Origin of the sequence: Algoriphagus oliviformis (assembly GCF_017254915.1) — a bacterium.
GTDB lineage: Bacteria > Bacteroidota > Bacteroidia > Cytophagales > Cyclobacteriaceae > Algoriphagus > Algoriphagus oliviformis.
This window is the reverse complement of the sequence record NZ_JAFKCT010000007.1, coordinates 44,080-61,000: the sequence shown is the minus strand read 5'-3', so window position 1 is coordinate 61,000 and position 16,921 is coordinate 44,080. Positions and strand designations below refer to the sequence as shown.

13 protein-coding genes are annotated in these 16,921 nt (G+C 53.5%); 7 read left to right on the top strand and 6 right to left on the bottom strand.

The features are described 5' to 3' along the window. Positions 1 to 19: 19 nt before the first annotated feature. Both J0A68_RS15765 and J0A68_RS15760 read right to left on the bottom strand, forming a co-directional pair. Positions 20 to 1,357 carry a TolC family protein gene (locus J0A68_RS15765; protein WP_206579192.1) on the bottom strand — a complete coding sequence of 446 codons (1,338 nt, stop codon included), beginning with the start codon at positions 1,355 to 1,357 and terminating at the stop codon, positions 20 to 22. A 25-nt stretch (positions 1,358 to 1,382) separates the two neighbouring features. After that, entirely contained in the window at positions 1,383 to 1,961 is a 579-nt protein-coding gene (locus tag J0A68_RS15760) for a TetR/AcrR family transcriptional regulator (RefSeq protein WP_206579191.1), read from the bottom strand. A 271-nt stretch (positions 1,962 to 2,232) separates the two neighbouring features. Between J0A68_RS15760 and J0A68_RS15755 the strand changes: the two genes are divergently transcribed. The 5 genes from J0A68_RS15755 to J0A68_RS15735 all read left to right on the top strand — a co-directional run bounded on the left by J0A68_RS15755 (position 2,233) and on the right by J0A68_RS15735 (position 8,953). Continuing rightward, positions 2,233 to 3,408: a sialidase family protein gene (locus tag J0A68_RS15755; protein ID WP_206579190.1), complete on the top strand. Its 1,176-nt coding sequence runs from the start codon at positions 2,233 to 2,235 to the stop codon at positions 3,406 to 3,408. Between the two features lie 104 nt (positions 3,409 to 3,512). Beyond that, positions 3,513 to 4,958, top strand: coding sequence for a PhoPQ-activated pathogenicity-related family protein (locus J0A68_RS15750; protein WP_206579189.1), 1,446 nt, complete (start codon positions 3,513 to 3,515; stop codon positions 4,956 to 4,958). A 299-nt stretch (positions 4,959 to 5,257) separates the two neighbouring features. Then, positions 5,258 to 6,265, top strand: coding sequence for a sialidase family protein (locus tag J0A68_RS15745; protein ID WP_206579188.1), 1,008 nt, complete (start codon positions 5,258 to 5,260; stop codon positions 6,263 to 6,265). A gap of 21 nt (positions 6,266 to 6,286) precedes the next feature. After that, complete coding sequence (locus J0A68_RS15740; RefSeq protein ID WP_206579187.1) at positions 6,287 to 7,228, top strand: dihydrodipicolinate synthase family protein; 942 nt, start codon at positions 6,287 to 6,289, stop codon at positions 7,226 to 7,228. Positions 7,229 to 7,525: 297 nt separating this feature from the next. Next, positions 7,526 to 8,953, top strand: coding sequence for a sodium:solute symporter family protein (locus J0A68_RS15735; protein WP_236025622.1), 1,428 nt, complete (start codon positions 7,526 to 7,528; stop codon positions 8,951 to 8,953). Between the two features lie 69 nt (positions 8,954 to 9,022). Here J0A68_RS15735 and J0A68_RS15730 read toward each other — a convergent pair whose 3' ends face one another. After that, positions 9,023 to 9,706: a dioxygenase family protein gene (locus J0A68_RS15730; protein ID WP_206579185.1), complete on the bottom strand. Its 684-nt coding sequence runs from the start codon at positions 9,704 to 9,706 to the stop codon at positions 9,023 to 9,025. A 326-nt stretch (positions 9,707 to 10,032) separates the two neighbouring features. On the opposite strand from J0A68_RS15730, the gene J0A68_RS15725 reads away from it, so the two are divergent. Continuing rightward, entirely contained in the window at positions 10,033 to 10,689 is a 657-nt protein-coding gene (locus J0A68_RS15725) for an HAD family hydrolase (protein WP_206579184.1), read from the top strand. Positions 10,690 to 10,722: 33 nt separating this feature from the next. Here J0A68_RS15725 and J0A68_RS15720 read toward each other — a convergent pair whose 3' ends face one another. The 3 genes from J0A68_RS15720 to J0A68_RS15710 form a co-directional block, all read right to left on the bottom strand. Continuing rightward, positions 10,723 to 11,997, bottom strand: a complete 1,275-nt coding sequence (locus J0A68_RS15720; RefSeq protein WP_206579183.1) for a serine hydrolase domain-containing protein — start codon at positions 11,995 to 11,997, stop codon at positions 10,723 to 10,725. Positions 11,998 to 12,097: 100 nt separating this feature from the next. Beyond that, entirely contained in the window at positions 12,098 to 13,594 is a 1,497-nt protein-coding gene (locus tag J0A68_RS15715; RefSeq protein WP_206579182.1) for a S1C family serine protease, read from the bottom strand. Positions 13,595 to 13,763: 169 nt separating this feature from the next. Then, a complete protein-coding gene (locus J0A68_RS15710; RefSeq protein WP_206579181.1) occupies positions 13,764 to 14,192 on the bottom strand; it encodes an Hsp20/alpha crystallin family protein in 429 nt (142 codons plus the stop codon). 210 nt (positions 14,193 to 14,402) lie between these two features. Here J0A68_RS15710 and J0A68_RS15705 point away from each other — a divergent pair, with 210 nt between their 5' ends. Beyond that, positions 14,403 to 16,910 carry a mechanosensitive ion channel family protein gene (locus J0A68_RS15705; protein WP_206579180.1) on the top strand — a complete coding sequence of 836 codons (2,508 nt, stop codon included), beginning with the start codon at positions 14,403 to 14,405 and terminating at the stop codon, positions 16,908 to 16,910. Positions 16,911 to 16,921: the final 11 nt, after the last annotated feature.

Here is a 16,921-nt window from a genome sequence, read left to right as displayed (position 1 = left end):
TTTCAATGGTCAGCTGAAATCAGAATGAAGATTCGATGGATGTAGGATTGATGAGCCCCATCGCGCGCTGGAGGTCCAGCTTGCTGGACAGCACACTGTAGAGGGCATTGTAGTTATTGATCTGGGCGGTACGGAGCTCGGACTCGGCCACCACCAGATCGACGTAGGCTTTGACCCCTTCGTCATACTGGAGCTTGATGGTGTTGTACACTTCTTCGGCCAGGTCGAGGTTGTCCTGAAGGGTCTGCCAAGCGAAGTAGTTGGCGTTGTAGTCAGCCAGAGCGGACTCGTACTCCGTGTTGAGCTGCTTCTCAAAGTCCGTCAGCGACACCCTGGACTTTTCCTGTCTCAGCTTGGCCAGTCTCACCTCATCGGAGCGCTTGCCTCCCTGGAAAATCGGAATGGAAGCACTCAGGCCCACAGCCGAGGTCGGAAAGGACTCATCCAGCAAACCCGAGAAGTTCTGGTTGAAAAACAGGAAGTTGTAATTGTAAAACCCTCTCACCGTCGGGATGTAGGCCCATTTGGAATAGCTGGTCTCCAGCTCCGCGATCGAGTACCGTGTCCTGGCAAGCTGATAGTCCACCCGGTTTTCCATGACAAAGTCGGGCGCCACATCCAGCTCGGCCCTTTGGGCCATCTCCCCATACTCGTAGTGGATCGTCAGCTCCCTATCCAGCGGATAGCCGCTCACCTGCTTCAGGTAGGCATATTTTGCCTCCAGGGAAGTGACCAGGCGATTACGCTGGCTCTGGATATTCGCCAGGCTGATGCTTGCCCTTTGGAAGTCGGTCTTGTCCACCAGTCCCGCCTCGTATCTGGCGTGGGCGTCCTTGTACTGCTTTTCCTGGCGGACGATGTTTTCGTCAAAAACCTTGATCTGCTCCTGGCTGAGCAGCAGGTCATAGAAGGCCCGCGCCACCGTGATCACCGCGTCGATTTTCTGGGTTTCCATGGTTTGGCTCAGCTGATCCCGCACCAGGCCCGAGCCCTTGGAGGCCAGGAACACGTCCCGGTTGAAGATCGTCTGGTCCACGGTGAAGTTGAGATTGCCGGAGTAGGGCTGCCCAAAGGTGATCAGCTGGTCACCGATGGGCTGGGTCTGCAGCTTCAGGTTGTTGCTCCACTGGGTATTGGCCGACACCTGGGGCAGCCAGGCCGACAGGGCCGACTTGATCTGCCGGTCGCCTATCTCGGCATCCAGCTCGGAGACCTGCACCAGGGGACTGTTTACCAGGGCAAACTTCACCATCTCCTCGACGGTGAAGCGGGTACTGTCTTCCGGCTCGTCCTGGGCCCGAAGGGCCGAAGCGGAGAGCAGCCAGAAAACACAAAGTAGAAATCGTCTTTGTCTCATTAAAATATAGTTGGTTTAAAATGCTTTACTGAAATTTGATGCCGTCCCAAACCATTTTGGGAATCAGGTGGAGATCTTTGGAGGCAGAGGCTGTCTTGGCTTTGAAATAGGTCGTGTACCGAATCAGCGAGATGGCGCTGCCCATCACCATGATGGAAAGTATTTTGGGATTAAGGGGTCTCAGTTGTCCCGACTCTACTCCCGCTCTGAAAAAAGCTTCGGTCCATCTTCCCCAGGGGTCATCTTCGAGCTGAACAGTGTCCGTATTGTAGGGACTGCTGGTAAACTGATCCAAAAAACTCTGGAAGGCTGGCTTTTCCCGATAAAGTGAAGTCAGGTTATTCCAGAAATCAAAAAAACGGGCCTCAAAGTTCTTTTCGGGATCATCTTTTTCACGGATTTCTTCCAAGACCACCAGCTTCACATAGCGGTAGAGCTCCAGGATCATCTCATCCTTGCTTTCGAAGTAGGTGTACACGGAGCCTGCCGCCACGGAGGCCTGCTTGGCCACTTGGCTGATCGGGCAGCCGTGGAACCCGTTTTCCCGGATCAGCTCCAGGGCGCTTTCGAGAATCAGTACTTTTTTGTTGGCGATTTGGTCCATGGAGGGCAAATGAATGAACGTTCAATCACGATCAGCCGAAGTTGGTTCCAGAGATTTCATTTTTTTTTAAGGTTTTTTTAAAAGCGAAAAAAAATGCACCAGCGTCGGCTTTCACAGACGCAGTGTACAGAGAGTCTGTGTCGATCTGTGTCCTTTTCTGTGGAAATCTGTGGGAAAAACTTAGTATTCCCATACCTGCAGCACGATCAGTTTTAAAAAACCAGTCCTTTTTCGCCGCCAAGTGCTAGCTTAACGCCCAAATAGTAAACCCATGAAACCAAACCAACTCGTTCTTGCGCTTGCGTTCGCTTTTTCTTTCGTTCACCTCGCTCATGCGCAGGAGAAGATCGTCTTCCAATCCGACCAGGAAGGCCACGCCATCTACCGCATCCCCGCCATCATTGACCTGCCAAATGGGGATTTGCTGGCCTTTGCCGAAGGCCGCGTGAACGGAAGTGATGACTATGGCGACGTGAATCTGGTGATGAAGCGCAGTGTGGACGGTGGACGGAGCTGGTCTGCCTTGCAGACGCTCTTGGACTACGACTCCCTGCAGGCCGGCAATCCCGCTCCGGTCCTCGACCTTTTTGACCCCCGATACCCCAAGGGCGTGGTGTACCTCTTCTACAACACCGGCAACAACCACGAATACGACATCCGCATGAACCGCGGCGTGAGGGAGGTATGGATGATGAAGTCCTTTGACCTGGGAAAAACCTGGGAGAAGCCGGAAAACATCACCCTCCAAGTCCACAAGCCCAACAATCCGGCTTTCAACCCGGCCTACATCAATCCAGCCGACTGGAGGCACTATGCCAATACCCCCGGGCACGCTTTCCAGTTTAAATCCGGAAAATACAAGGGCCGGATCTACGTGGCCGCCAACCACTCGGCTGGCGATCCGCAGGAAAACTTTGCCGAATACCAGGCGCACGGCTTCTACACCGACGACCATGGCAAATCCTTCGGTGTCTCCGAGTCGGTCGACATCCCCGGCTCCAACGAATCCATTGCTGCCGAGCTCAGTGACAGCCGCATGGTCATGAGCGTCCGCAACCAAAAGGGCGACATCCGCCAGCGCATCCTCGCTTTCTCCTCGGATGGAGGAGAGACCTGGGATGAGGCCTATTTCGACGAAAGCCTGCCCGACCCCGTTTGCCAAGGCTCCATCCTAGACCTCGGCACGCACGAGGGCCAAACCATCCTCGCCCACTCCAACAATGCCAACGAAACCGAGCGAAACCAACTGACGGTGAAGATCAGCTTTGACGGGGGGAAAAGCTGGGAACTCACCCTGCCGATAGACTACACCGGTGATACCGCCAAACTGCCTTGGACCGCCTACTCGGACCTGGTAAAGCTCGACGAAAACACCCTCGGCATCCTTTATGAAAGGGACAATTACCGGCAGATCGTCTTTAAGCCGGTCGTTTGGCATAGGGACTGAAGAATGAGCCTATAAGGCAGTAGTCCTATTTTCTAAGTTGGGGGTTTTGTAGCAAAAGTCTTTTCTGCTTACATTTTAGGAAACCTAAAGCAACCCAACCTTTTATGCACCAAGAGAGAAACTGGCTTGTCCTGAGCTGGGCGGTCGTGGCCCTAAGCACCACTCTGATTTTTTCCTGTCAAAAGCCCGCCGAAAAAACTGCCGAGGCGGAGACGAGATCCTCCACCCTCCTCAAAGACTACGTCCACGCACCGGACTCCACCTACCGCTACGAGATCGTCCACCGCGTCCCCGGCGAAGCCTACGACTATGTGGTATTGAAAATGTACTCCCAGCATTGGCTCACGCCCGATATCGTCGACCAAACGGAATGGTGGCACTGGGTATCGGCCGTCGTCCCCAAAAACACCCCGCACCAAACCGGCATGCTGTGGATCTCCGGCGGCAGCACCAACTCCAAGCTGCCAGAGGAACCCGATCCGCTCATTCTGGCCGCCGCTACACAGACCAATTCCATCGTCGCCAAGATCCACAATGTCCCCTTCCAGCCCATCACCTTCGCCAATGACACCTTTGGCGAGCGATACGAGGACGAGATCATCTCCTATGGCTGGAGGAAATTCCTGGAGGGAGGAGCCAAAGACGAAGACGCGATCTGGCTCGCGCGCCTTCCCATGACCAAGGCCGCCAAGCTGGCCATGGATGCGGTAAGCGAGGTCGCCCAAATCGAGTATGGCAAAGAACTGAACAACTATGTCGTAGGCGGTGCGTCAAAAAGAGGCTGGACGACCTGGACTACCGCGGCCGTGGACGACCGAGTCGTGGCCATCGTGCCCGTCGTGATCGACCTGCTCAACCTCGTGCCGTCCTTTGAGCATCACTGGAGAAACTACGGCTTTTGGGCGCCTGCCGTGGGAGACTACGTACGGGAGGGAGTGATGGAGTGGGTACGCACACCGGAGTTTGAGCGGATGATGGAGATCACCGAGCCCTACTCTTTCCGCAGGGAATACGACATGCCCAAGCTGCTGATCAGCGCCGCGGGCGACGAGTTTTTCCAACCCGACAGCTGGAAATTCTACTGGGACAGCCTCCCGGGGGAAAAGCATGTGATGTACGTCCCCAACTCCGGCCACGATGTGGGCGACTCCGATGCCCTGCCCAATATGATCGCCTTCTACGGCTCCATTCTCAACCAAGCTCCGCGTCCGAAATACGAATGGAAAATCGAAGGCGACCGAATCTTGGTCAAAACCGACCCAACCAACCGCCCGATTTCCGTGAAGCTCTGGTCCGCACTCAATCCCCTTTCCCGGGACTTCCGCATCGACGTCTTTGGTCCCAACTGGGTAGCAGAGGAAATCCAGCTGCCAGAAAACGGGGAACTGGAAGTGCTGATGAAAACGCCGGAAGAGGGTTTCCGGGGCTATTTTGTCGAGCTGACCTACGCTGGCGAGAGCCCGCTGAAAGTCACCACCGGCGTGGAAGTCCTACCGAGGACCTATCCTTTTGAGCCTTTTGTGCCAAAGGGAAAAGGGAAGATCGACTAGATTCAATCGAGATTCTGAAACACTACCCTTCGAATTCGCGACTCTCGTCACTCAGGGTGCTTTTTAAACAAATCCCCCTGCCCCCTTTGAAAAAGGGGGACTTGGCCAAAAGAAACTTGACGGTTTACCAAATTTCCCACCGGATTCCCGAGCCTGCCGAAGGCCACTTTCCCACTTTAACACCTTACAACTTTCCAACTTTACCACCTTACAACATCAAATCCACAGGTCACTGCCGGACGGTTCCCGAGAAATGTCCGGCATTTTTGTAAGTTACCTTCTCTCTAACCCAAAATCCCATGAATGCATTGATCGGCATTTTTGCCCTGCTCGGGCTTTTCTCCACCGACCCAAACCCAGACAAACCCGAACCGAAAATCCTGAAATCCGGCTTTATCTACGAATCGGCATCGTTTCCCCAATGCCACGCCTCCACCCTGCTCGAGACGCCCTCGGGGATCATGGCATCCTGGTTTGGCGGCACGTACGAACGCCATCCCGACGTCAGCATTTATACCTCAAAGCTCAGCGGCGGCACCTGGTCTACTCCTCAAATGGTAGCGGATGGAGTGGAAAACGAGACCTTCCGAAACCCGACTTGGAATCCGGTCTTACATCGAATGGAAGACGGAAAGATCGTCCTTTTTTACAAAGAAGGACCAAATCCTAGGGAATGGTGGGGGCTCTACAAAATCTCCGAGGACGAGGGAAAAACCTGGTCCGAAGCAATCCAAACGCCACCGGGCTTTCTGGGCCCGGTCAAAAACAAATCCATCGTCCTGCCAGACGGCAAACTCCTGCACCCAAGCAGTTTTGAGATCAACCGAATCTGGACCAGCCATGTCGAAATCACCGACCCAGAACTGAAAACATGGAAAAAATCAGAAATTGACGGCAACGGCTTTGGTGCCATCCAGCCAACGACCCTCCTTCACCCCGACGGAAGACTTCAGCTGCTCTTCCGTACCCAGCAGGGGGAAATCGCTACTTCCTGGTCTTCGGACAGCGGAAGTACCTGGAGCAAAATGGTTTCCACAGGATTGGTACACAACAACTCCGGCATCGACGCAGTCACGTTGAAAAATGGCTACCACCTGCTGGTGTGCAACCCGATAAAAAAAGGAAGAAATAAGATTAGTCTATTTGGCTCCGCAGACGGTATTACATGGGAAGAACTCTTGGTCTTGGAAGACGAAAGCGAGGGCGAATTCAGCTATCCGGCCATCATCGAGGCCAAGGACGGCAGCGTTCACATCAGCTACACGTACAACCGGGTCAAGGTGAAATACATCCATCTAAAAGTCTAACCGCTTTTCCTGCATCAACCTATGAGCCTCACGCACACCTTTCAGGGGATTTTCCCCCCGATGATCACACCGCTGAATCCCGACTTTTCGCTGGATGTGAGCCACACCGAAAAACTCATCGAGCACCTCATCGAAGGCGGCGTTCACGGCATTTTCATCATCGGCACCACTGGCGAGTCGGCCAGCATCAGCATGGACGTGAAGAGCGATCTCATCCGGCTCACTTGCAAGCAGGTGGCAGGACGGGTGCCCGTCTTGGTAGGGATCACGGAGAGCTCCTTCGTCCAAAGCCTGGACTTGGCGGCCGTTGCCTTTGAGTCCGGCGCGAGCGCACTGGTGGCCGCCACTCCTTTTTACATCAACATCGACCAGGACGAGGTAGTCAACTACTACCAAAAACTCGCCGATGCCGTCAAGCTTCCCCTCTTCCTCTACGACATGCCTTCCCATACCAAGGTCAAAATCGAAGTAGAATCGGCGGTGAAGCTCTCCGCCCATCCCAACATCATCGGTCTCAAGGACAGCACCGGAGACAAGGCCAATTTTGCCGCGCTCTGCGAGGCTTTCAAAGACCAGCCGGACTTCAGGCTGTTCATCGGCCCTGAGGAAATCCTGGCCGAAACGCTGGAAATGGGCGGGCATGGCGGCGTCTCGGGAGGGGGAAATCTTTTCCCAAAACTCTACGTCAGCCTCTACGAAGCCTTCCAAAAACAGGAAAGCGACAAGGTCCAAAACCTACAGGAGACCATTCTCTTTCTGAGCAAAAACATCTACCAAAACGGCACCTACAAGTCCAGCTACCTGAAAGGCCTAAAAGCAGCGCTTGCCTTTGAGGACCTCTGCGACGGCACCCTGGCGCTGCCGCTCTATGCTTATGCAGAGCCGGAGCAGGAAGCCCTTCGCGAGCGCTTTGCCACAGTCAAAGACCGTGTGGAGCAGGCGCTGTTGGAGGTGAGCGCTTGAGTGGCAGGTAGAAAGCGACAAAGTTGGAAAGTGGGAAGGTTGGAATGTTGCAAAGTAAGATCCCACCGCTTGTCGACACGCTGTCTTCGGTATTTGACATTGGAAAGTTTGACTCAATGTGGTAAAGTTGCAGCTCTTCTGCCCGACTACTGCCCAGCACAGCTGATGCCATCCACCGCCCCCTTATCCCGATAGTGATCGGGACGTATTTCATAAACCTGTGCTGAGCGTAGTCGAAGCATCGTAAATCCAAAATCCCTTATGCCTGTTTTAGACCTTACCATTTTCCTTTTGTACATGGTTGCTATTGTGGGTTTTGGGATTTCCTTCTCTTTCAGAAAAAGATCCTCCTCCGACTACACCACCGGGGGCGGCAGGCTGCCTGCTTGGGCGATCGGCATGTCGATCTTCGCGACTTTCGTCAGCAGCATCAGCTTCCTCGCCTACCCCGGCAACGCCTACAGCAGCAACTGGAACGGCTTTGTCTTTAGCCTTTCGATCCCGCTGGCTGGCTGGGTTGCCGTCAAATACTTCGTCCCGCTCTACCGCAAGCTGAAGAGCGAGTCGGCTTACTACTACCTGGAGCAGCGATTTGGCTCCTGGGCCAGGATCTACGCCTCAATATGCTACCTGCTCACGCAGTTGGCGCGCATGGGGGCGATCCTCTACCTGCTGGCTTTGCCGATGAACTCCCTCCTGGGCATGAGCATCCCCTCGATCATCATCATCACCGGCATCTCCGTGGTAGTCTACTCCATGTGGGGGGGTATCGAGGCAGTGATCTGGACGGATGCCATTCAGGGCATCATCCTGATCGGCGGGGCATTAGCCTGCATCCTGGTGATTTTCTTTGGGATTCCGGGCGGACCTTCAGAGGTCTTCCGGATTGCCGACGAGGCGGACAAGTTTAGCCTCGGAAGCTACGAGATGGACTTTACCACCTCGACCTTTTGGATGATCCTGATCTACGGCCTGTTTATCAACCTGCAAAATTTCGGCATCGACCAGAGCTACGTACAGCGCTACCTCACGGCAAAGACCGAACAGGAAGCCAAGCGCTCCACCTGGCTGGGCAGCTTGCTGTTCGTACCGGTTTCCTCCCTGTTTTTCTTCATCGGTTCGGCGCTCTTCGCTTTCTACCAAGCCCAGCCGGAACTCCTCCCTGAGGGCACGCCCGGAGACAAGGTATTCCCCTACTTCATCGTCAACCAGCTCCCTGTGGGTTTTACGGGCCTGCTGATCGCGTCCATCTTCGCAGCCGGGATGAGTACCATCTCCACGAGCATCAACAGCTCGGCGACGGTGATCCTCTCCGACCACTTTCGCAAATACATCCAAAAAGACCCTTCGGACAAAACCTCCCTTCTCGTGCTAAGGACAAGTGCCATGGTCATGGGACTGCTCAGCATTTTGGTCGGCTTGGCTTTCAATGGCGTCACCAGCGCACTGGATGCCTGGTGGGCACTTTCCTCTATCTTCAGCGGGGGTATTTTGGGACTGTTCCTTTTGGGACTGCTTTCGAAAGCCAAAAATCCCCAAGCCGTCTTTGCGGTGGTTCTCGGCGTGCTGGTGATCGGCTGGATGAGCCTGACCAAAATCCTGGTCGAAAACGGCTTGCCGAAGACGCTCGCAAACCCGCTCCACACCAACATGGCAATCGTGATGGGCACACTGACGATTTTCCTGGTCGGTTTTGGCTTGGCTTGGGCGGGGAAGAAAAGGTAGGGAGATTCGAGATTTGAGATTTGAGATTTGAGATTCGAAATTTGAGGGCTATAGCCCGAGCATTGGAAATCAAGCGATGGTCAGCACTTTACTAAGCGTATAGCCCTCCTCCACGTTGCCGGTCACCGAATCGGCCATGTTCCCGTCAAGGCTGTTTCTAAAAATACCGTCCCTTTCATTTGGCGTATCCTCTTTGCCCCGATAGCCACGACTGCCGTACACCGCGGCGGTACTTTCCACCGGAAAAGCGATCTGCGTGCTGAGTAGAATCTGCCCATCCCGCAGTACATCCACGTGGATATGCGGTGCTCGTCCCGGATACCAACCCGGGAAAATACTGATAAAGGACACCTCGCCACGCTCGTTGGTGCGCTGCCGCCCCCTGAGAAAAGACACCTGACGATAGTCCTTTTCCTGCATCCGCCCGCCTCCATATTCGGAATAGGATCCTTCGGCATCGCAGTGCCAAACATCCACCTGCGCGCCAGCCAGAGGGCTGCAGCCTGACCCTTTTTGCTGGACCGTAAGCTGGATCAGCAATGCCACGCCTTGTCTATCCGAGACGATATTGGCACGCATCAGCTCCGCGGGAGACTTGATCGGGAAGGGCCCGCGGGTTTCGCTGGGACTCACCTCACAGCTCGGTGCTCCCTCCCTTGCGCCATCTGACGAACCCACGCCAGCCAGCACCGGCAGCCCCACGATGGAGCCAAAGCTGCTGAGGGTCTTTTTGAGAAAATCGCGCTTTTTCATTGCTTTTGTCTTTTCATTAAATGACTATCCTCAATCATGCACGTAGCCAAACAGAATCATCTTAGGCTCGTATTTCCACTAGCCGTGGACCGTCGTCTGTGGACTGTGGACGAGTATCCGCAAAAGAATGTTGTTTGGAATGTGTCGCGTGTAACATTGCGGATACTCACATTTTACTATTCTAAAATTTACTGAAAACCAAGCACTTGAACCAACCAAACACCCTCTCTACCTTTCCATTTTTCTCCTTTTTGCCAAAAAACACAATCCAAAGGCTTTTATTTCGCTCTTTGTACACCCTTATCAAGCAATGTAACAACTAGCCTATGAACCTTTTCAAAGACATCCAAGCGATCCTGTTTGACATGGACGGCACCTTGGTAGACAGCATTCCGTTTCACCAGGAGGCTTGGCTGCGTTTTTTGGGAAACTACGGCATCCACCTACGACCGGAGGACTTTCACGCCCAAAACCACGGCACCATCCACGAAATGATCGCGCGCTTTTTTCCGCATGAAAAGTCGCTGGAAAAAAGAGCCGAGCTAGGGGAAGAAAAGGAAATCACCTATCGAAAGATCTACCAAGCCGAGCTCACCGAAGTAGGCGGGCTGGGGCTTTTTCTGCAAAAACTTCAAAACCGGGGTATTTCCATGCATCTGGCAACGATGGGGGACCAAAACAACATAGACTTCACCCTGGACGGATTGGGCATTCGAGGCTACTTCCAGACCATCACCGGAGGCCATGAGGTGCTGAAGGGCAAGCCCGATCCGGAGATATTCCTGAAATCTCTGGAAAAATCGGGGGTGCGAAAGGAAGCTTGCCTGGCCTTTGAGGACTCCGGGGGCGGGATCCGCTCCGCTTTGGCCGCAGGCCTACCCGTCGTCGGCATCGCCACTTCCCACAGCAAAAGGGAACTGATGGAGATGGGCTGCGTTGCCGCCTTTGCAGATTTCACCGAAGCAGTCACCCTGTTGGAATAAAAAAGGGGCCGAAGCCCCTCCTTTTTCCTTTTCCTATTCGACTAGCGAAAAGACCATCTGGCGAAACTTCCAACCCGTCTCATCCCCGTTGCCCGCCCCCGAAGTCTGCTTGAAAATCAGCCCGATCACCTTGGTCTGGGGATCGGCGAAGTACTGGGTATTGAAGTAGCCACCCCAGTCAAAGGTGCCTTTGCTGCCCATTCCGCCCATGGCCACCCCCTTGTCGTTGACCACGCCGAAGGCCAGGCCATAGTAGCGGTCGTTGTTCCAGAGATCGCCGACCTGGTTGGACATGATGGTCTGGATGGTCGTCGGGCTTAGGATGCGCTTGCCGTTGTAGATCCCTCCATTGAGATACATTTGGAGAAATTTGGCGTAGTCCTCCGTGGTGCTGGAGAGCCCGGCTCCGCCGGAGAAGAAGGCCTTTGCGCCGGTTTTGGGATAGGCCGGATCGTAGAAAGTCACCGGATAGGAAGCCCATTTGCCTTCCTTGCGCGTGTGCACCGTCACCAGTCTTGGCGCTTGCGCCTCACTGAGGTAAAACCGCGTGTCATTCATCCCCAGCGGATCAAAGATCCTTTCCTTCAAAAACACGTCAAAGGGCTTTCCGCTGACGATCTCCACCAGATAGCCGAGCACGTCCAGCCCTTCACTGTAGGTGTATTTGCTTCCGGGCTCGTGATGGAGCGGAAGCTTGGCCAAGCGCTTTACGCTTTCTGCTATGGTCACGTTTTCGGTGGTGAAAAGGTCCACGACTCCAGCCTTGTGATAGATCATCTTCATACGCTCATCCCCATCGATCACACCATAGCCAAGCCCAGACGTATGGGTAAGCAGATGCCGAATGGTGATCTCTTTGCTGCTTGGCTTGCTGGTATAGGTGGTATCCGCATAGCGGAAATTGGCCAGTACCTGCGGGTTTTTAAACTCGGGAATGTACTTGGAGATGGGGTCGTCGAGTCGGATTTTGCCCTCTTCCCAGAGGATCATCACCGCTGTGGACGTGATGGCTTTGGTCTGCGAAGCGATGCGAAAAATGGAGTTTTTTTCCATCTGCTTGCCGGATTCTACATCCGCAAAGCCCTTGGCCGAGTGGTAGACGATCTTGCCGTCTTTCACCACCATGGCGACCATACCTGGCACCTGCTCCTTTTGCATGGCATCCTCCAGCATCGCATCCAGCTTGGCGACCCGCTCTTGGGAGATGCCGGTCACGGGATTTTTGCCAGGGTCGGTGATGGTTTGGGAAAAGGAAAGCTGGCAAGCGGCCAAAAGCAAAGCCAGACTTGATAAAAATGGTTTGATCATGATATTTTAGGTTTAAGGGCCGTCAAAGTAGAAAAAAGCGCGCAAAAAAATAGCCGGATCACTCCGGCTATTTTAAGATTTTACGCTCTTGGGCTAGGTTTTAGTCAACCTCGAAATAGTACTCCGTGCCGTCGGGGAACATCCCCAAGACGACAATCTCCTCACCTTTGGTTTTTTCAAGGAAATCGACCATCTCCTGTGCACTGCTGATGCGGGTACGGCCGCTGTCCGAGATCACCGAAGTGATGATGAATCCGTTTCTAGCTCCGGCTTTTCTCCATCTCTCGTTGCCGTTCATCTTGATCACGGCACCGCCACTGATTTCCAGTTGCTCCTTCACCTGCTCTTTGACTTCTTCAAACTGAAGCCCTTCAAAGGTGAAGGTTTTGGGAACTTCCCGCTTCACGATATTGGTATCACCGGAGAAGTTCTTCAAAGTCGCAGAGGCCTTGTTCGTCTTTCCATCGCGGATGTACTCGACTTCAATCTTGTCACCAGGCCTTCTTCTCGCCACGAGTTCCTGGAGGTTGGCCACGTTGTTCACCATCTTTCCATCGATGGAGACGATGATGTCGCCCTCTTTCAGGCCTGCCTCTTGGCCAGCGGAGTTTTCATTGACCCCACCTACATACACGCCCTGCTCCACGGGGAAGGTCTTGTCGAGGTAGTCCGCCAATTCTGGGCTCACATTCTGGATCTGAACCCCAAGCAAGCCACGCTGCACCGCGCCATACTTCATCAGGTCATCCATGACCTTTTTCACCAAAGTACTGGGAACTGCAAAAGAGTATCCCGAGAAGGTACCCGTACGGGTCGCGATGGCGGTATTGATACCGATCAGCTCGCCGGCCAGATTGACCAAGGCACCGCCGGAGTTTCCGGGGTTGACCACGGCATCAGTCTGGAGGAAAGATTCGATTTGCAGGTTGTTTTCCACTCCCTGCAGGATGCCAATGTTCCTCGCTTTGGCGGAAATGATGCCCGCGGTGACGGTGGAGTTCAGGTCAAAGGGGTTTCCCACGGCCAGCACCCATTCGCCGATCTTGGTCTCGTCCGAGTCCCCAAACTTCACAAAGGGAAGGTTGTTGGCCTCGATTTTCAACAAAGCCAAGTCTGTGGTCGGGTCGGTGCCGATCACAGTTGCTTCGTAGCGCTTATTGTTTTCGAGTGAAATGTCGATTTTGGTCGCTCCGTCCACCACGTGATTGTTGGTGACGATGTATCCGTCACGGGAGATGATGACTCCGGAGCCGGAGCTCACGGGCATGCTACGGCCCTGGCCACCCTGTCCCTCCCGGGGGTCAGGAAATCCAAAAAACTCCTGAACGGGATCCCGCTCGGAGCGTGAAGTATAGGCAACCTGGCTTTTGACGTGGACCACCGCCGGGGTGACCACCTGCGCCGAAGCCACGAAATTGATGCCGTCGGGAATCGTAAAATCCTCCCCAGAAAGGAGGTTCACAAAACTGGCCTGTTGTTTTTCGTCAAAGCCCCCGGCATTTTGTGGTTTGATCAGAAAACCTACACCCGCCAAGGCTACTACCCCACCAATGATGGCGGCAAGCAGCATACCCAGAAAGAACTGTCTTTTGCTCATAATTTTTTTCTGATTTTCGATTTTTGTCAATTCAAATTTTCAAAGTATAGACTCTTTTCCATACCGCCGCGATTAATCCAACCCTTCAAATTAACAAGATTTAACCGCTTTTTGGGGTTTTCCCAGGGATATCCCCAAATAAAAAGAAGTGGGCGAACCCACTTCCCGATTATTTGACCTCGATGGAGGCCCTGTTGGTTTTCTTCTCCTTTTTGGGAAGCACCAGGCTCAGCAATCCGTCTTGGTAGCTGGCCTCCACGCTGTCCTCCAACACGTCGTCTGGCAGGAAAAAGGAACGCTTGAAGGCTCCGTATTGCGTCTCGATGCTGTGGAAGTTTTTGCCTTCTTTTTTCTCCTCCTGCTTTCGCTCTCCGGAGATCGTCAGCTTGCGGTCCACTAGGTCGATCTTGAAGTCGGTCTTTTTCATCCCCGGCAAGGCCAGCTGGATTTCGTAGGACTTCTCGTCTTCGGCGATGTCCACCGCCGGGCTAAACTGCCTCAGGGAAGAACCCATGGATTCGTTGAACAGCCTGTCGAGCATGGAGCTGAACGTGACTGGAGTTTGGTTTTCGAGGTGATTGTATCTCACGAGTTTCATTGTTTTTTGTGGTTAAATGTTTTCATCCACCCCTGCTGTAAATTTTGTTCCAATCGCATTTTTCGGCCTTTTTGTCTTGATTTTCTTCCAAACCCCAGAGAATCCAGCCACATTGTCTTGTTTCATGGAGTATCGCTGGTGAAATCATGTCCTTTTGCACCGCGCCTATTCTCGATATAATCCCTAATTTTAGTTGCCTATCCCTATCCGATGAAAAATCATTTTTCGATTCTGACCTGCTTTTTTCTCCTGCTCCTCATGCCTTCGCTTGCGCAAGAGCGCCTCGCAGTGACCAAGACCGACAGCATCATGCTGTCTCCCAAGGACAGCCTCATCTTCGTGGACTCCACACTTATCCAAGCCGAGAAAGCCCCGAGCGTCAAGGCCCCTACGCTGGAGGACCTCATCTACAAGGGAAGAACCTACAGCCTCCAGGCCAACGAGATCATGCTGGAGCTCCAAGAGCAACTGGACACCACACGATTGGCAGAGGAGATCCCCACGATGGAGCAGACCATCGAGTCTATCCGCGACAGGACCAAAAACCCAAATTCGAAATTCAACTTCCGCTACGTCACCGCGCTGATGCGGATTCTGAAAAGCACTGAGGAAAACAATCAGCAGCTCGACAAGATCGTGCAGGTGAGGCTGGATCGTCTGCAATACCTCGACAGCTTGCTGGGAGTGATCAAAAAAGACGACTTTTTCACCTACAAGATCCGCGACACCCTTCTCCTGCCCACCTACTCCGAAGAAATCGACCACCTCAAGGCCAACATCCACCTGCTCGACAGCACGATCTACCGACAAGAGCTGCAGGCGGCCAGGTACCAGTCCAAACTCAGCTCCATCACCATCGGCATCATGGAGCTGCGCCGCTATGTGGAAAACAACCGAACTGTCCTGGAAAAAAACCTGCTCAAGAAAGAAATCAACTTCATCTGGGAATCCTACGAAATCCCCTCACCCAAAAGCATCTTCCACATCACCCTGGACTCCCTCCAGCTCAATTACCTTTTCCTACTGCGCCAGCTGCGTACGGATCTCTTCACCTCCTTTCTGGCTATCCTCATCCTAGCCGCCAGCTACCTGCTGGTTCGCCATACCCTGAGACGGATCAGGGAAGACAAGGAGTACGGAAAAGTCATTCTCTCCCGGGTGAAGTTCCTCTCCGAAGCTCCCTTCTCGGCAGTCATGGTCGCTTTGCTCCCACTGGTCTTTTTCATGTTTGACACCGGATCGGTGGCCCTGCTGACCTTTTTCATGTACATCCTGGTGTTTTTCTCATCGGTCTTGATCCACAAAAGCTTTTCACTGAGCGTGTTTGTGAAATGGCTGGTACTGGTCGCGATCTTCGTCTTCTTTTCCATCAGCAACCTGTATTGGGAAATCGCCTACCAAGAGCGCATCTACTTCCAGATCGGCAATGTCATCACGCTGATCCTCCTGTGGCAGATCCCTGGCAAGTTCAAGTCGGAAGACAAGGGCGAAGTGTCCTTCCTGAGACGACTCCGCTCGCTGACTATGGTCTTTCTGACCTTGGGCATCATCGCAAACATCTTTGGGAGATTCAGCTTGGCAAAGATCCTCAGCGTGGCCGGCGTGGTGGGTTTCATCCACGCGATTACGCTTTATTTTTTCATCAAGGTGATCATGGAGATCATCTATGTGATCGTGGAAAACAAAAAAGACGCGGACGCCTTCACCACCTACATAGACTTCAAGGGAATACAGAGCAGGATCAGGGGCTTTTTCATGTTTTTGGCGCTGCTCTTCTGGGTGACCATCTTCCTGCACAACCTGGCGTTGAGCGACTATGTCTATGATTCCGTCTCCCAGTTTTTGTCCCAAGAGCGCAAGCTCGGCGCCACCAGTTTCACTTTCAGCAGCATTTTGCTCTTTGGCATCCTGATCTACGCCTCCTACATTTTGGCAAACAATATCGCCTATTTTGCCTCCCTCAAAGACCAAAAATACTCTGGCAACCGTACCAAACGCCTGGGAAGCTCCATCCTGCTGATCCGCTTGGGCGTCCTGATCGTGGGATTCGTAATCGCCGCGACGGCTGCCGAGATCCCGCTGGACAAGGTCACCATCGTCCTTGGCGCACTCTCGGTCGGCATCGGCTTTGGCCTCCAGACCATCATCAACAATCTGGTCTCCGGCGTCATCCTGGCATTTGAGCGTCCTATCCAGATCGGCGATGACATCGAGGTGGGCGAAAACAGCGGACAGGTCAAGGAAGTCGGCATCCGGGCCAGCAAGATCCTCTCCTACGACGGGGCGGAAGTAGTCATCCCCAACGGAGACCTGCTGTCGCAAAGCCTCATCAACTGGACCCTCTCGGACAAAAGAAGGCGCATCGAACTGATCATAGGCGTAGCCTATGACTCCGACATGCAAAAAGTCAAGTCCCTGATCGAGGAGGTCCTCACAAGGGACAGGATCCTCAAAGTCCCATCGCCGAGGGTACTCATGCAAAACTTCAACGAAAGCTCCGTGGATTTCAGGGTGCTCTTCTGGATCGAATCCATGGATATGATGCTGGAAATGCGCAACGAAGTCATGAACGCGATCTTCCAGGTTTTCAAGGAAAACGACATAGAAATACCCTTCCCCAAGCGAGACCTGTACATCAAGGGACTACCGGATGAGGCGGCTAGGCTCAGGGACAAAAAAAATCCCCCAAAAACAGAATCGGGGGATAATTCACACTAAAACATTCGCTT

Coding starts and splice junctions, on each gene's coding strand:
- J0A68_RS15765 (WP_206579192.1), bottom strand. CDS start 1,357: ATGAGACAAAGACGATTTCTACTTTGTGTTTTCTGGCTGCTCTCCGCT.
- J0A68_RS15760 (WP_206579191.1), bottom strand. CDS start 1,961: ATGGACCAAATCGCCAACAAAAAAGTACTGATTCTCGAAAGCGCCCTG.
- J0A68_RS15755 (WP_206579190.1), top strand. CDS start 2,233: ATGAAACCAAACCAACTCGTTCTTGCGCTTGCGTTCGCTTTTTCTTTC.
- J0A68_RS15750 (WP_206579189.1), top strand. CDS start 3,513: ATGCACCAAGAGAGAAACTGGCTTGTCCTGAGCTGGGCGGTCGTGGCC.
- J0A68_RS15745 (WP_206579188.1), top strand. CDS start 5,258: ATGAATGCATTGATCGGCATTTTTGCCCTGCTCGGGCTTTTCTCCACC.
- J0A68_RS15740 (WP_206579187.1), top strand. CDS start 6,287: ATGAGCCTCACGCACACCTTTCAGGGGATTTTCCCCCCGATGATCACA.
- J0A68_RS15735 (WP_236025622.1), top strand. CDS start 7,526: ATGGTTGCTATTGTGGGTTTTGGGATTTCCTTCTCTTTCAGAAAAAGA.
- J0A68_RS15730 (WP_206579185.1), bottom strand. CDS start 9,706: ATGAAAAAGCGCGATTTTCTCAAAAAGACCCTCAGCAGCTTTGGCTCC.
- J0A68_RS15725 (WP_206579184.1), top strand. CDS start 10,033: ATGAACCTTTTCAAAGACATCCAAGCGATCCTGTTTGACATGGACGGC.
- J0A68_RS15720 (WP_206579183.1), bottom strand. CDS start 11,997: ATGATCAAACCATTTTTATCAAGTCTGGCTTTGCTTTTGGCCGCTTGC.
- J0A68_RS15715 (WP_206579182.1), bottom strand. CDS start 13,594: ATGAGCAAAAGACAGTTCTTTCTGGGTATGCTGCTTGCCGCCATCATT.
- J0A68_RS15710 (WP_206579181.1), bottom strand. CDS start 14,192: ATGAAACTCGTGAGATACAATCACCTCGAAAACCAAACTCCAGTCACG.
- J0A68_RS15705 (WP_206579180.1), top strand. CDS start 14,403: ATGAAAAATCATTTTTCGATTCTGACCTGCTTTTTTCTCCTGCTCCTC.